The sequence below is a fragment of the Pseudomonas sp. Ma2-10 genome (assembly GCF_054330215.1).
In genome coordinates, this window is sequence record NZ_JBTEYL010000009.1 from 114,039 (window position 1) to 128,235 (window position 14,197).

The 14,197-nt window shown below is 58.7% G+C and carries 16 protein-coding genes; 11 read left to right on the top strand and 5 right to left on the bottom strand.

The genetic code is table 11. The features are described 5' to 3' along the window. Positions 1-8: 8 nt before the first annotated feature. The 5 genes from ACXPVS_RS13635 (at position 9) to ACXPVS_RS13655 (ending at position 6,188) form a co-directional block, all read left to right on the top strand. A complete protein-coding gene (locus ACXPVS_RS13635; protein WP_458510401.1) occupies positions 9-935 on the top strand; it encodes a sugar ABC transporter substrate-binding protein in 927 nt (308 codons plus the stop codon). A 70-nt stretch (positions 936-1,005) separates the two neighbouring features. Then, positions 1,006-2,571 (top strand): sugar ABC transporter ATP-binding protein, encoded by a 1,566-nt coding sequence (locus ACXPVS_RS13640; RefSeq protein WP_458510402.1) that lies wholly within the window; start codon positions 1,006-1,008, stop codon positions 2,569-2,571. Between the two features lie 57 nt (positions 2,572-2,628). After that, positions 2,629-3,651 carry an ABC transporter permease gene (locus tag ACXPVS_RS13645; protein WP_458510403.1) on the top strand — a complete coding sequence of 341 codons (1,023 nt, stop codon included), beginning with the start codon at positions 2,629-2,631 and terminating at the stop codon, positions 3,649-3,651. 328 nt (positions 3,652-3,979) lie between these two features. Next, entirely contained in the window at positions 3,980-4,384 is a 405-nt protein-coding gene (locus tag ACXPVS_RS13650) for a TraR/DksA family transcriptional regulator (protein ID WP_458510404.1), read from the top strand. 199 nt (positions 4,385-4,583) lie between these two features. Then, a complete protein-coding gene (locus ACXPVS_RS13655) occupies positions 4,584-6,188 on the top strand; it encodes a methyl-accepting chemotaxis protein (RefSeq protein ID WP_458510405.1) in 1,605 nt (534 codons plus the stop codon). 63 nt (positions 6,189-6,251) lie between these two features. Here ACXPVS_RS13655 and ACXPVS_RS13660 read toward each other — a convergent pair whose 3' ends face one another. After that, positions 6,252-6,491 (bottom strand): DUF2789 domain-containing protein, encoded by a 240-nt coding sequence (locus tag ACXPVS_RS13660; RefSeq protein ID WP_033057641.1) that lies wholly within the window; start codon positions 6,489-6,491, stop codon positions 6,252-6,254. A gap of 335 nt (positions 6,492-6,826) precedes the next feature. Between ACXPVS_RS13660 and ACXPVS_RS13665 the strand changes: the two genes are divergently transcribed. Both ACXPVS_RS13665 and ACXPVS_RS13670 read left to right on the top strand, forming a co-directional pair. Next, positions 6,827-7,459, top strand: a complete 633-nt coding sequence (locus ACXPVS_RS13665; RefSeq protein ID WP_458510406.1) for a hypothetical protein — start codon at positions 6,827-6,829, stop codon at positions 7,457-7,459. Next, on the top strand, positions 7,452-8,030 hold the full coding sequence (locus ACXPVS_RS13670; protein WP_458510407.1) for a hypothetical protein: 579 nt from the start codon (positions 7,452-7,454) through the stop codon (positions 8,028-8,030). The genes ACXPVS_RS13665 and ACXPVS_RS13670 overlap by 8 nt, the downstream gene beginning before the upstream one ends. 152 nt (positions 8,031-8,182) lie before the next feature. On the opposite strand, the gene ACXPVS_RS13675 is transcribed toward ACXPVS_RS13670, so the two are convergent. Continuing rightward, complete coding sequence (locus ACXPVS_RS13675) at positions 8,183-8,413, bottom strand: hypothetical protein (protein ID WP_140682181.1); 231 nt, start codon at positions 8,411-8,413, stop codon at positions 8,183-8,185. Between the two features lie 160 nt (positions 8,414-8,573). Continuing rightward, on the bottom strand, positions 8,574-8,822 hold the full coding sequence (locus ACXPVS_RS13680) for a hypothetical protein (protein ID WP_458510473.1): 249 nt from the start codon (positions 8,820-8,822) through the stop codon (positions 8,574-8,576). 412 nt (positions 8,823-9,234) lie between these two features. On the opposite strand from ACXPVS_RS13680, the gene ACXPVS_RS13685 reads away from it, so the two are divergent. The 3 genes from ACXPVS_RS13685 (at position 9,235) to ACXPVS_RS13695 (ending at position 11,042) form a co-directional block, all read left to right on the top strand. After that, entirely contained in the window at positions 9,235-9,705 is a 471-nt protein-coding gene (locus ACXPVS_RS13685) for a hypothetical protein (protein ID WP_458510408.1), read from the top strand. Next, positions 9,705-9,911 (top strand): hypothetical protein, encoded by a 207-nt coding sequence (locus ACXPVS_RS13690; RefSeq protein ID WP_458510409.1) that lies wholly within the window; start codon positions 9,705-9,707, stop codon positions 9,909-9,911. The genes ACXPVS_RS13685 and ACXPVS_RS13690 overlap by 1 nt, the downstream gene beginning before the upstream one ends. Positions 9,912-10,025: 114 nt before the next feature. Next, positions 10,026-11,042 carry an ABC transporter substrate-binding protein gene (locus tag ACXPVS_RS13695; RefSeq protein ID WP_458510410.1) on the top strand — a complete coding sequence of 339 codons (1,017 nt, stop codon included), beginning with the start codon at positions 10,026-10,028 and terminating at the stop codon, positions 11,040-11,042. Between the two features lie 5 nt (positions 11,043-11,047). On the opposite strand, the gene ACXPVS_RS13700 is transcribed toward ACXPVS_RS13695, so the two are convergent. Together ACXPVS_RS13700 and ACXPVS_RS13705 are read right to left on the bottom strand one after the other, a co-directional pair. Further along, entirely contained in the window at positions 11,048-13,180 is a 2,133-nt protein-coding gene (locus ACXPVS_RS13700) for a TonB-dependent receptor (protein ID WP_458510411.1), read from the bottom strand. A gap of 89 nt (positions 13,181-13,269) precedes the next feature. Further along, the gene (locus tag ACXPVS_RS13705) at positions 13,270-13,656 is read right to left on the bottom strand and encodes a DUF2946 domain-containing protein (protein ID WP_458510412.1); all 387 of its coding nucleotides are present in this window, start codon (positions 13,654-13,656) and stop codon (positions 13,270-13,272) included. Between the two features lie 95 nt (positions 13,657-13,751). Between ACXPVS_RS13705 and ACXPVS_RS13710 the strand changes: the two genes are divergently transcribed. Beyond that, positions 13,752-14,189: a DUF3995 domain-containing protein gene (locus tag ACXPVS_RS13710; protein WP_458510413.1), complete on the top strand. Its 438-nt coding sequence runs from the start codon at positions 13,752-13,754 to the stop codon at positions 14,187-14,189. Positions 14,190-14,197: the final 8 nt, after the last annotated feature.

Consider the following 14,197-nt stretch of genomic DNA (forward strand, 5'->3'; position numbering starts at 1 on the left):
GACTTTTCATGAAGACCAAGATCCGCTTCGCCTCACTTGCCTTGTCCCTGATGTTTGCCAGTGGCGCGGCGCTCGCCGATATGAAAATCGGCGTCAGCATGTCCCAATTCGATGACACTTGGCTGACCTACCTGCGCGAGTCCATGGACAAGAAAGCCAAGTCCTATCCCGAGGGCGTGCAGCTGCAATTCGAAGACGCCCGCAGCGACGTGGTCAAGCAGTTGAGCCAGGTTGAAAGCTTCATCAGCCAGAAGGTCGATGCCATCGTGGTCAACCCGGTGGATACCGCCGCCACCCGTAAAATCACCGAAGCCGCCGTGAAGGCCGGCATTCCACTGGTCTACGTCAACCGCCGTCCCGATGACCTGACACTGCCCAAAGGCGTAGTGACTGTCGCCTCCAACGATCTGGAGGCCGGTGAAATGCAGATGCAGTACCTGGCCGACAAAATGGGCGGTAAGGGCAACATCGTGATTCTGTTGGGCGATCTTGCGAACAATTCCACTATCAACCGCACCAAGGGCGTCAAAGACGTGCTGGCCAAATACCCGAACATCAAGATCGAGCAAGAGCAGACCGGCGTCTGGTTGCGGGACAAGGGCATGACCTTGGTCAACGACTGGCTGACACAGGGCCGCAAGTTCGACGCGATCGTGTCAAACAACGACGAGATGGCGATCGGCGCGGCCATGGCCCTGCAACAAGCCGGCGTCGAAAAGGGTAGCGTGCTGATCGCCGGTGTCGACGGTACGCCCGACGGTTTGCACGCGGTGACGAAGGGCTCCCTGGCCGTCTCCGTGTTCCAGGACGCCAAGGGCCAGGCCGACGGTTCGATCGACACCGCCGTGAAAATGGCCAAGGACGAGCCGGTTGAACAGGCCGTGTGGGTGCCTTACCGCTTGATCACCCCGCAAAACGTCGACACGTTCAAATAGTCTGTCCGTTCAATAACAACAATAAATACGCAAGGTTGCGACCGCGACCTTGCTGATGGAGTACCTGATCATGTTCGCTTCAGCGACTGCTTCGAGCACCCCGTTGGTAGGTATCCAGCCAACCGCAACACCTGTCGATGAGCCGTACCTGCTGGAGATCATCAACGTCAGCAAGGGATTTCCAGGTGTGGTGGCCTTGTCCGATGTGCAGCTTCGGATACGCCCCGGTTCCGTGCTGGCCCTGATGGGCGAAAACGGCGCGGGCAAATCCACCCTGATGAAAATCATTGCCGGCATCTATCAGCCGGACGCCGGTGAACTGCGCCTGAGGGGCAAACCGGTGGTCTTCGAAACGCCATTGGCTGCGCTCCAGGCCGGAATCGCGATGATCCACCAGGAACTCAACCTGATGCCGCACATGAGCATCGCCGAGAACATCTGGATTGGCCGTGAGCAGCTCAATGGCCTGCACATGATCGATCACCGGGAAATGCACCGCTGCACCGCGACACTGCTGGAACGCCTGCGGATCAACCTCGATCCAGAGGAACAGGTCGGCAACCTGAGCATCGCCGAACGGCAGATGGTCGAGATCGCCAAAGCGGTGTCCTACGATTCCGACATCCTGATCATGGATGAGCCGACGTCGGCCATCACCGACAAGGAAGTGGCGCATCTGTTCTCGATCATTGCCGACCTCAAGCGTCAGGGCAAAGGCATCATCTACATCACCCACAAAATGAACGAGGTGTTCAGCATCGCCGATGAAGTGGCGGTGTTCCGTGACGGCGCCTACATCGGCCTGCAGCGGGCCGACAGCATGGACGGCGACAGCCTGATTTCGATGATGGTCGGGCGCGAGTTGAGCCAGTTGTTCCCCGTGCGTGAAAAGCCGATCGGCGATCTGCTGCTGTCGGTACGCGACCTTAAATTGGACGGCATTTTCAAGGGTGTTTCCTTCGACCTGCATGCCGGCGAGATCCTCGGCATCGCCGGGTTGATGGGCTCCGGGCGGACCAACATTGCCGAGGCGATTTTCGGAATCACCCCAAGCGATGGCGGCGAAATGCGCCTGGACGGTCAAGTGGTGCGCATCACCGACCCGCACATGGCCATCGAGAAAGGTTTCGCGCTGTTGACCGAGGATCGCAAGCTCAGCGGCCTGTTTGCGTGCTTGTCAGTGCTGGAGAACATGGAAATGGCGGTGTTGCCGCATTACGCCGGCCACGGTTTCATCCAGCAAAAAGCCCTGCGCGCCTTGTGCGAAGACATGTGCAAGAAGCTACGGGTCAAAACCCCGTCGCTGGAGCAGTGCATCGACACCTTGTCCGGCGGTAACCAGCAGAAAGCCCTACTGGCGCGCTGGCTGATGACCAATCCACGGGTCCTGATTCTCGACGAGCCGACCCGCGGCATTGATGTCGGCGCCAAGGCCGAGATCTACCGGCTGATTTCCTACCTGGCCAGCGAAGGCATGGCGGTGATCATGATTTCCTCGGAGCTGCCGGAAGTGCTTGGCATGAGCGACCGGGTGATGGTCATGCACGAGGGCGACCTGATGGGCACGCTCGACCGCAGCGAAGCGACCCAGGAACGAGTGATGCAACTGGCCTCGGGCATGTCCGCGGTTCACTAATTGATGTCGGCGGTGGCTGCGGCCAGCGTGGGCGACACGATAGAAGGGTGAGTGGTTATGAACGCGATACTGGAAAACAAGCCAGCAACGGCACCGACCAAGAGTCGTCGGCGCTTTCCTGCCGAGTTGAGCATCTTCCTGGTGCTGATCGGCATCGGCCTGGTCTTTGAAGTGTTTGGCTGGATCGTGCGCGACCAGAGCTTCCTGATGAACTCCCAGCGTCTGGTGCTGATGATCCTGCAGGTGTCGATCATCGGCCTGCTGGCGATCGGCGTGACCCAGGTCATTATCACCACGGGTATCGACCTGTCCTCCGGCTCGGTGCTGGCGCTGTCGGCGATGATCGCTGCGAGCCTGGCCCAGACGTCGGACTTCGCTCGGGCGGTGTTCCCGTCGCTGACTGACTTGCCGGTGTGGATTCCGGTAATTGTCGGACTTGGGGTGGGATTGCTGGCGGGGGCGATCAACGGCAGCATCATTGCCATTACCGGTATCCCGCCGTTCATTGCCACCCTGGGCATGATGGTCTCGGCTCGTGGCCTCGCGCGGTACTACACCGAAGGCCAACCGGTGAGCATGCTTTCGCAATCCTATACGGCGATCGGAAACGGCGCGATGCCAGTGATCATTTTCCTGGTGGTCGCGGTGATCTTTCATATCGCCCTGCGTTACACCAAGTATGGGAAGTACACCTACGCCATCGGCGGCAACATGCAGGCGGCACGTACTTCGGGGATCAACGTCAAGCGGCATCTGGTGATCGTCTACAGCATCGCGGGGTTGCTGGCAGGCCTGGCGGGTGTGGTGGCGTCGGCACGGGCCGCGACCGGGCAAGCCGGGATGGGCATGTCTTATGAACTGGACGCGATTGCCGCAGCCGTGATCGGCGGCACCAGCCTGGCCGGCGGAGTAGGGCGCATCACCGGCACGGTCATCGGCGCACTGATCCTCGGGGTCATGGCCAGCGGTTTCACCTTCGTCGGCGTCGATGCCTACATTCAGGACATCATCAAAGGCGCGATCATCGTGGCGGCAGTGGTCATCGATCAGTACCGCAACAAGCGCAAACTCAAGCGCTGAGCCTCAGATAAAACAGCCAATGCGCCACGCCCAACCCGCGTGGCGCAGCCGTTTGTCTTCTATATACAGCCGCTCGACTGAATTTCTTGCTATAAACGCACTCCGATAACCATCGCAAAGACTGCCGTAGAGCACTTTCAGGGCTTTGTCGGACAAATTCGCTGTCTTTTCAGTTGCTGAGGCCTCAAGTCGGCCTTAGACTGCCGCCCCTCGTAAATTGAGTGCCGGGTGGCGCTTGGAACTAAACGGCGCCTTTCCGATGGCCAGCCCAGGTCCGCCGGAACGCTCCCTAATTCGCCTTAATGCACGTTTTTTTATAGAGATATCAATGACAAAGGACAAGTTGCTGGCCATGCCGGCGGATGACTACATGAATGCCGAGCAACATGCTTTTTTCTCTGAGCTGTTGCAGAACATGAAAATCGAAACCCATGAGCGCATCGAGCAGAACCGCATCGCCATCGAAAGCCTGGATACCCCGGCCGATCCGGCCGACGCTGCTTCTGTTGAAGAAGAGCGCACCTGGTTGGTGAACGCGATCGATCGCGATCAGCGCATGTTGCCTCAGTTGGAACAGGCTCTGGAACGCATAAAGGAAGACAGCTTTGGCTGGTGCGACGACAGCGGCGAGGCCATTGGCCTGAAACGCCTGCTGATCAGCCCGACCACCAAATACTGCATCGAAGCTCAAGAGCGTCACGAACAGATCGACAAGCACCAGCGTCAGGCCTGATTTCGTAACGCCCCGCATCGCGGGCAAGCCTCACTCCCAAGGAGCAAGGATTGCCCGCGATGCTTTTTTTCGTCTGCGAAAAACCCACGTACTTCTATTGATCTGCTGCAACGCCCACTACTAATGGACCATGGATAATGGCCTTGTAGTGGCGTTTAATGCTGATACAACAATTAGAATTATTCGTGGGGTGACGAAGATGACGCGTGACGGATCTGTGGTTGCGGCAGTGCCTGCACCCGTACTTTTGCCGAAAAACCTTTGGCTGACGCCGACCCTGCAAAGCATTGCCCTGATGCTGTTGTTGTGCGCCATGGTGTTGGGTGGCTGGTCGCTTTACCTTGGTCTGCCATTGGCAGTGCTGGTGATCTGGCTACCTCGCTTGCGCTCGCGCGCCACCCCTGAGGTAACCCCCGCCGACAGCGCCAGCGCGATTGCCGAGTTGACTCGCGATCTTTCCTACACCACCAGCCATAACGCGTTGTCTGCCGCCGGTGTGGCCTTTTCGGTCAAGCAACTGGCCGACAAACTGCAATCGCAGCTCGGTGCCGCGGCGCAGATTGTCAGCAACGCCCAAGTGATGATCGCTACCGAACAAGCCACTTCGACACTCAGCCGGGAAGCGCTCAGTGCGGCCAGCGAGGCTCATCGGAGCAGCGCGGCAGGACGTACGGAGCTGATCGAGTCGATCGCCCGTATGCATCAACTCAGTCAGCGCGCCAGTAACAGCCGTGAACTGATCGAAGCCCTGAGCCTGCGCAGTGATGATATCCAACGGGTCACCCTGGTGATCCAGTCCATCGCCAGCCAGACCAATCTGTTGGCATTGAACGCGGCTATCGAGGCGGCGCGGGCCGGGGAACATGGTCGCGGATTTGCGGTGGTGGCCGATGAGGTTCGCGGTCTGGCCGCGCGTACCGCGACGGCCACGGGCGAAGTCGGGGAAATGGTCGCTGATATTCAACACCGCACCGCGCAAGTGGTGGAGCAGATCCGTCAGCTGTCCAGCGACCTCGATACCGGTGTCGAACAGGTCGAGCACACCGGTCAGCACCTGGAGAATATTGCGCGTCTGGCCGCCGGCGTCGAAAGCCAGGTCGGGGAAATTGCCAGGGGTGCTGACACCAACCGCGAACAACTCGATAGCCTGTTTCACGCCATCGAACAGATGCGCAGCGACCTGGCGATCAGCGACCAACAGACCCAGTGCCTGGCCCAGGCCGCGGTGCAAATGGAAGGTCAGGCCGAAACCATCAGCGAACGTCTCGCCGAAGTCGGGCTGGATGACTACCACCAACGAATTTATGACCTGGCCCGCGAAGGCGCGAGTCAAATCTCAGCGCGCTTTGAAGCGGATATCGACGAGGGCCGCGTGAGCCTCGATGACCTGTTTGACCGCCATTACCAAACCATTCCCAACACCATCCCGGCCAAATACCAGACCCGCTTCGATCGCTACGCCGATCAGGTCTTGCCGGCGATCCAGGAACCCTTGTTGCCGCGTCACGAAGGCCTGGTGTTTGCCATCGCCTGTACGCAGCAGGGCTATGTGCCGACCCACAACAAGGTCTTCAGCCAACCACTGACTGGTGATGCGCAGGTCGATACCTTGCAGAACCGCACCAAACGCAAATTCGCCGACCGCACCGGGATCCGCTGCGGCAGCCACCAGCAGGCCGTACTGCTGCAAACCTACACCCGCGACACTGGCGAACTGATGCACGACCTCTCGGTGCCGATCCTGCTCAAGGGCCGGCATTGGGGTGGTTTGCGCTTGGGTTATAAACCCCAGAATCCTCGCTAACCGCGTGACGCTGGCTTTTGTGGCGAGGGAGCAAGCGTCCTCGCCACAGTCAAGATTTTTAGGCTAGTGGATCTGATGCATCCGCAGGTTCAGGTCATCGACCACCCGCGCCCAATCGGCGTCTTCACGCAATTGTTCTTTCAGGAAGCCGGCTTGCTGCGGGGTCCAGAACTCGGCATCGATGAGCTTTTTGTCGTCGGCCAGGGGTGAATGGCTGGCAATGAAATCGTCGATGGCCTTCTCGCTGGAGTCCAGGCCGAGTTGGTCGAACAAGCCTTTCAAGTCATGTGTCGGTGAATCCATATTCATCTCCTTGCGGGTCGCGTTGAGTGCCCAATCGGCAGTGCAGCGTCATTGCATCTGAGGGAACCGCGCGCCAAGAGTTCGATAGGGTTTTAGCACCTTTCTGCGGAATCGCCACGATGATGGCACTAGGCTATTGCCTGTGAGGATGCCAACGATTACGATGCCGTCGCGTTTTTGGCGTCACTGAGCCGCCATTCGAAGCGTTCGAACAAGGATGTAGGCGACACTCGGTCCTCCAGATTCTCCACCGTTAAGTGCTGAATGCCCGACCCCTTGCGCGATTTTCTTTCGAGCCGACGCACCCCCGATCCCGCATGAAAAGGATGTATGCAGTGAAACGTCTTGTTTATCTGATGGCCATCGCACTAGGCCTGTCGTTGACGGGGTGTGTGTCTTTCACCCCGCTGGGTCCCATCGGCGAACCCTTGAGCCCCGCGCCATCCACCCTTGACCGCAGTGCCGAGATCAGCGATGTGGTGATTTCCGCCCCCGAACTGGACGAGAAGGTGCGTGTCGCCGGTAGCCGGCAGTTGACCGAGCAGATCAGCACCTATGTCGATAAAAGCGATTATTTCAAGCGAATCGTAGTGTTCCCGGCCAAGGCCGGTGAGGACGACGTGGTGCTCAAGTTCAACCTGACCTCGCTGGCAGGCAAACGCACCATGCACCCGGCTTACATTCCCGGTGCGCTAGTGACCTTGACCCTGTGGATTTGGGTCGACGGTCCGATTTACGTCGATAAATACGACCTGGCGGGCGAACTGATCATCGAAGATCGTCAGGGCAAGCAACTGGCCAGGTCGGTCGAGCAGGTCAAGCTCGACAAGAATGTAGGCTTGTGGAACGCCGACTATCTCAATCCCCGCCTGGGCGGTACCCAGTTGCGTGCGTTGATCGCTCACTTGTTGGCCAGTGCCACCCCTCAATTGCGTACACCGTCAAAGGAATTGGCAGCACATGAATAAATACCTTTTGGTTTTGCTGGCGTTGGTCAGCAGCACCCTGACTGGCTGCATTTCCTACTCCCAGCATGACTTGCCGCCGGTGGATCAGTGGCCGCCGGCCCAAGCCAGGCAAGACAAGCCCAGTGCATATCTGCACGTGACTACTCAGCAGCAGTTCAACGGCGAACTCTCGGGTGGCGTGGGCAATGCGGCGCTGGTGGAAAAGAACATGCTGGAAACGTTCAAAGAGTCCGGACAGTTCAAAAACGTGACCACCGACAAAGTCGACTCGAACCTGTACGTCACGAGTACCTTGACTAACAACGAGCAGGGCAATATCGCCAGTGCCTGGCTGACGGGGTTCACGTTCTTCGTGATTCCGACGACGTTCAGCAATACCTTCACGCTGGAAACGGTGTTCAAGGATCAGGAAGGCAACGTGCTGGGTAAAATCGTCAAACAGGAGAGCACTCGCACCTGGTTGCAGATCCTGCTGATTGTCGGGTTGCCGTTCAATGAACGAGGGGACGTGCTGCTCAAGCACCTGACCCAAAGCACGCTGGATGAAGCGGTCAAGCGCAAGCTGATCTGATGGGTTGTCGATAGGAAGGCGTGCACGCCGCAGACACCTCTCGGGCCGAGGTGTCGAGCCTGCTGGGGAGGCAGGTTCTGGCTTGTTTTCACGCGCTGAGGGGCATGAAAATCGCGCGGTCCAGCGCGGTTCCCGGACGTGTCCACCGCCTCTCAGGCTTTCAATGCACCTTCGTCGACAGCAACCTTCAGCGCCTTGGCGGCATCCTGGGCGGCAACGGCGGCGACGTCCGAGGTCTTGAACCAGCGATCCTTCTCGACCTGGTGATACGTCACGGTGGTCAGCGGTGGTTTGGCGCGCATGACAATGACTGCCTGGAATTCGCCTTCAACCTCTCTGGCTTCGCCCCGGATAAAAAATTCGCCGATATCAAATTCCGTCACGTAGCAGCCTTCCCTTGAAATATTCTGTTGTTTTGAACGCCGCCCACCCTGGGGGGCGGGTTTCATTGGTCGGGCAGTATGGCAGTAGTTGCATGCCGGCGGCTGAGTTAAGTCGCCGGCATAACGAAGCGTTTATGGAAGTGGATGTGGCGGGGGACCGTCAGCCGTGTACCTCGAGTGAGCGGGCAAGGGCGCAAGCTTCGTTATGATTGCCACGGAAACCTCTGACGCGACCGGTGGAAATTTCCTTGATATGAAAAAAGGCATTGCCGGCCAGAATGACCTGAAAGCGTGGCCGGGCGAGCTCTTCGAGGTAGTATTCATGCGGTTGAAACATCCCTGGGGGCAGTAACCTCGAGCTGATCGTATTGGGCGCCTGAGGGTGAGCAAAATGTGTCAGCGTGCACATATGAAGTCCTTTTCGTTGTTTTACCGACGTGTGTATGTGGTTTTGGGTAGTCTCGATGAGCATCGCTGCTCTAGAATCGCCGTCAGCGTTTGGCGATCGATGGTCATCTAAAGCAATTTTTTGCTGGCGATATGTCGGAAAAGTGCTTTTTTTAAAGAGATTTTTCCCTAAAGTTGGTAGTCCCGTTTTTCTGGCCGTCGGAAAGGCTTTTTCCTTCAACCTCTGACGAACGCCAGGCAAGACGACGTGAGTGTTGTTCCAGTAGTCTTCTCAAACCTCGCGATGGATGAGCGCTCTGCTCGTTTCAGGATTTCAACCCGGGTCATTTGGCTACACCTTCGGTATGCCGCTTTTTTCTGCTGTGCGCTGTTTCCCTGCGTGCAGCATCATTTTCAGATGTGGGGATGTTTCCTTGGCAGTAAGTAATCTCGATATGCATGCTTTGTTCGTGTTGGGTGATTTGCGCGCAAAGCTGGTTAAACAGTTTCAGTCACGTTTTGTTTACATCACCGAACAGAACGCTGAAGGCATTTATATTGCCGAGATCGACACCGAAGAGGCGCTGGTGGTTGATGACAAACCAGGGCTTAAACTCAAGGTCGGCGATCATTTCAGCGCCTCTGTATTGCCCAGTCGCGAAGGCGGCAAGCTGGACATCAAGTTCCGCGAAATCAAATTGACGGTTTACGGCCTGGGTGATTACGCCTTCGTCACCACCGCTGATGGCCACGGGATCGTGTTCAAGGAAGGTCATAGCGTAGTGATGGTGTTCGCCGTTCACCAACAGTTGCAGGAAGGCCTGACCAAAACCCTGAAAGCCGTGACTGCCAAGGCTGCCAAGTGGCGAAAAGGGGAACTGGTTACCTTCAAGGCCAGCGAATAATGACCCTGACCCGCGCCGACTTCCACGAACAGAACCAGGCCAGCGCGCAAGCTGAAGCCCAGCGGCTGTTCGACCAGAAGTCTGTTTTGCAAGGTGCATGGCTGGGTTGGGTGGCGTCACAGATCTATACATTGCGGCCGGCGGAATACGCCAGCATGGTACGAAGAGCGTTGGCGCGCTTGCAGCCCCCCCCGAAAACTGATTGATCTCCCTCGAACGCAGGAACCTCTACTACAGTCAGTTGACTGAGTATTCAGAGGCTTTGTGGTCTTCTGCCAGGCCATCCTGCTATTGCTGTGAACAGCACGAGGTACAAAAGCATGAACGGATTTCGACGGTTGTTGGCCGCTACTCTGGCCACATTCGGTTTGTTGGCTTCACCCGGTCCGGTGTTCGCTGCCCAGGCGCCGATCCATTTCGCCGACCTGAACTGGGAAAGCGGCAGCCTGATCACCGATATCCTGCGGATCATCGTCGAGAAGGGCTACGGGCTGCCGACCGATACCTTGCCTGGGACCACCATCACCCTGGAGACCGCACTGGCCAATAATGACATTCAGGTCATTGGCGAAGAGTGGGCCGGTCGCAGTCCGGTCTGGGTCAAGGCTGAGGCCGAAGGCAAAGTCGCGAGTCTCGGCGATACAGTCAAGGGCGCCACCGAGGGTTGGTGGGTGCCCGAGTATGTGATCAAGGGCGACCCGGCAAAAGGCATCAAGCCGTTGGCGCCGGACCTGCGCAGTGTCAGTGACCTGCCGAAATACAAGGACGTGTTCCGCGACCCGGAAACCCCGGACAAGGGGCGCTTCCTCAACAGCCCGATCGGCTGGACGTCGGAAGTGGTCAACCAGCAGAAACTCAAGGCGTATGGGCTGGACGACAGCTATGTGAATTTCCGCAGCGGTTCAGGGGCAGCGCTGGATGCGGAGATCAGCTCTTCGATTCGACGCGGCAAACCGGTGCTGTTCTATTACTGGTCACCCACTCCGTTGCTCGGCCGCTTCAAACTGGTTCAGCTCGAAGAGCCGCCGTTCGACGCCGATGCCTGGAAAACCCTGACCGACGCTGACAACCCAAATCCGAAACCGACTCGTTCACTGCCCTCGAAGCTGTCCATTGGCGTGTCCACGCCATTCCAGAAACAGTATCCGCAGATTGCCGAGTTCTTTACCAAGGTCGATTTTCCGATCGGTCCGTTGAACAAGGCGCTGGCCGAGATGAGTGAAAAACACACCCGGCCGCGGCAGGCGGCGCAGGCGTTCATGAAGGCGCACCCGGACGTGTGGCAGGCCTGGGTGCCGAAGGAGGTGGCGGATAAAGTCAGCGCCGAGTTGAAGTAACGCGCTTAAAACCGAGTCTGCACCGCCAGCTCGAAGGTGCGCGGTGTACCGAGGTAATACGCCGGAGACACATGCGCGAACTCGGCATACACCTCATTGGTCAGGTTGCGCACCCGGCCGGTGACGGTGGTGTGTTGATCGACCTTGTAGCTGAGGAACGTACCGTAGAGCGTGTACGACGGTACGGTCAGGGTGTTGGCGCTGTCGGCAAACACCGAGGCCACATACCGTGCATCGACACCACCCCGCCATTGCGGCGCGAAGTCATAGGTCAGCCATAGATTACCGACTCGGTCCGGCACGTTGGTCGGTGTGTTGCCTTTGCGTGAAACCACGACACCCGCCGCATTCCTCTCGTTGAATTCGTCGTACTGCGCATCGACCCAGGCGAAGTTGCCTTCGGCCAACAGCTTGTCGGTGATCCTGAACGAACTGGCCAGTTCGATCCCTTTGGACGTCTGCTGGCCCACGGGAATGCTGCTGCTCGGATCCAGCGGATCGGTCACCGCGAAATCCTTTCGCTCGATCGTGTAAGCCGCCACCGTTGCCGAGCCGCGGCCGTCCAGATAGTCGAATTTACTGCCGACTTCCCATTGCTTGCCGGTGGACACATCGAAGTTTTGCGTGCCGTTGGGCTGTTCGGCGGCGGTGCTGTATTGCACGTAGACGTTGGCTTGGGGAATGAACTGGTAAGTCAGGCCGACCCGACCGGTCACCGGCTCCCAGCTACGCTTGAGGTGTCGGGGATTGCTGGCGGTCACGACTCGGTGGTTGGTCACGTCCAGGTCGATGTCGTCATACCGCAGGCCAGTCAGCAGCGCGAGTTTGTCGGTGAGGGCCAAACGGTTCTCGGCGAACAGGGCTTTGGTGGTGACTTCGTTGGTCTTGTCGCTGACAAACCCCGGTTTGGTGCCCGGGATGTCGTAGAAGTGACCCGGCTGAAAGTGATTCGGGTTGACGGTGCTGGCACCTTTGACGTTCAGCGGCGAATTGGTGGTCTGGTTGACCTTGTACTCCAAGCCGCCGGACCAGGTCGTGTCCAGCCCGAACAGCGTGTTGTCGTGGCGCAGTTCGAACTGGTTGCCGTTCTGCTCGCCCTGATGCCGGACCTGATACGCCGTGGAGCGATTCACCGCACTGTTGTCGGCGTTGTACTGGTAGGTTTCCAGGTTGCGGTAATCGCGCTGGCTGTCGAGGTGGTAAAGGGTGTTGCGCAGGGTGGTGCTGTCGTTGATCCGGTAGTCGATGATCGAGCGCACCCAGATTGTGCGCTGCTCGTAGCGGCCGTCCTCGACGTTGTAGTTGTTGAAGCGGTTGTGCTTGTCGATCTTCAGTTCGCCGGCCTTGGGGTTGAGCACCGGCGTGCCCCAGTAAGGGCTGTCGTCGTGTTCATCCTGATATTCCAGGGCCAGGGTGTGGGACAGGTCAGGCGTCAGGTCGCTGAGCAGCGAGAACGCCACGCTCCACGCATCACGCTCCTGGCGGTCGATGTAGCCGTTGCCGGTGGTGTGGCTGACGTCGAACCGCGCGTAGTGCTGCACGTCTGAACGTGCATCGCTCAGGGCGTGGTTGAGGCTGAATGCGGTCTCGGTGGTGTCGTAGCTGCCGTAGCTGACCCGGCCTTCGATGGCTTGCTCTTCAGGCGTCGCCAGTTTGGTCACGTAGTTCAGCGAACCGCCCACGGAGCCAGCACCATTGATCAGCGATGACGGTCCGCCCACCAGCTCCACGCGATCATAGATCCAGGCGTCTACCGGCCGGGCGAGGCCGCCGGAGACATTGATGCCGTTGAACATCTGGGTGATCTGGCTGCTGGTGAAACCGCGATAGGAGACGAACCCACCGAAGCCCGGTGGTGCGCTGGCGTTGACGCCCGGTAGGGTGTTGGCGGCGTCCTGGAAGTTCTGCGCACCGTGGCGCTCGATGTCATTGCGGTTGGCCACGGCCACCGAGGCCGGGGTTTCGCGCACGCTCAGGCCAAGCCGCGACGCCATGGCGCTGGACTGATCCAGGCTCAGCCCCGGCTCTGGCGCAGCGTCGCCATCAATGGTGATGGGCGCGAGATCGATTGTGGATTGCGCCCAAGCGTTTACAGACAGGCAGCCGAACAGGCTTGCCAGTAAAGGAATGCGTTTCATCGATGAGTCCTGAATGCTTGACTAAGAAGCAGCGCACACGCCAACGCCACGCATTGGCGAGGTGGGCTGATCGGAAAAGGCGAAGAAGGTCAGGCGACAGGCGGAGCGCGAGGATTGGCCGAGGGCCAGGTGAAGCGGGCAGGGAGGTCAGCATTGGCGACGACGGCCAAGGGCGGACTGTGTTGCTGCGGGAGGATCGCCAGGGTCAGGCTGGAGTTGAGCGTCGGGCCCATACCGCCGGTGGAGCACAACGGGCAGCCAAAGGCCTTGGACAGGGTCGGCAGTTTGTCTTCGGAGGTGTTCGACGAGGCCGGCAGTTGGCTGGCCGGGTCGACGGTACAGAACTGGCCGCCGATGCCGTTGAGCTGCATCCCGACCATTTGCCCGTGACCGATACTGCAGGCGAACACGTTGAACAGGACACAGCAATAAAGCATCCATGCTATCAATGTGCGATCAGTGCGGCCGAGTTTCATGGGGCGGCACTTTATCATCGCCGATGACGAATACCCTTACAAAATCGTTCAAGGAAGTTCATTCTGCTGCGACATTTCACGCTGGAAGTCCGAACATGAGCCTATTGATCGCGCAATGGATGGCTGCCATCTTCCTGTTGATCAGCCTGATCCACCTGTACTGGGCGGCGGGTGGCACGTTGGGTAGCGAGGCGGCGGTCCCGCGAATGTCGGCACAGGACGGCGGGGAACCCAGGCCGGCCTTCAAGCCTTCAGGCTTTGCCACGTTGCTGGTGGCGGTCGGGTTGCTGCTGATTGCGATGCTGGTGTGCTTGCGGGTCGGCCTGTATCTGCCGACGGTGGATCACTGGTCGCTGCAATGGGTGATCAGTGCGATTGCGATGCTGATGTTCGCCAGGGCGATCGGCGATTCGCATCTGATAGGGTTCTTCAAACAGGTGAAGGATTCGAAGTTTTCCAAGCTCGACACCTGGGCTTATTCGCCGTTGTGCGTGGTGTTAGGGGCGGGTTTGCTGGCCGTTGCCTGGATCTGATTTTTTGG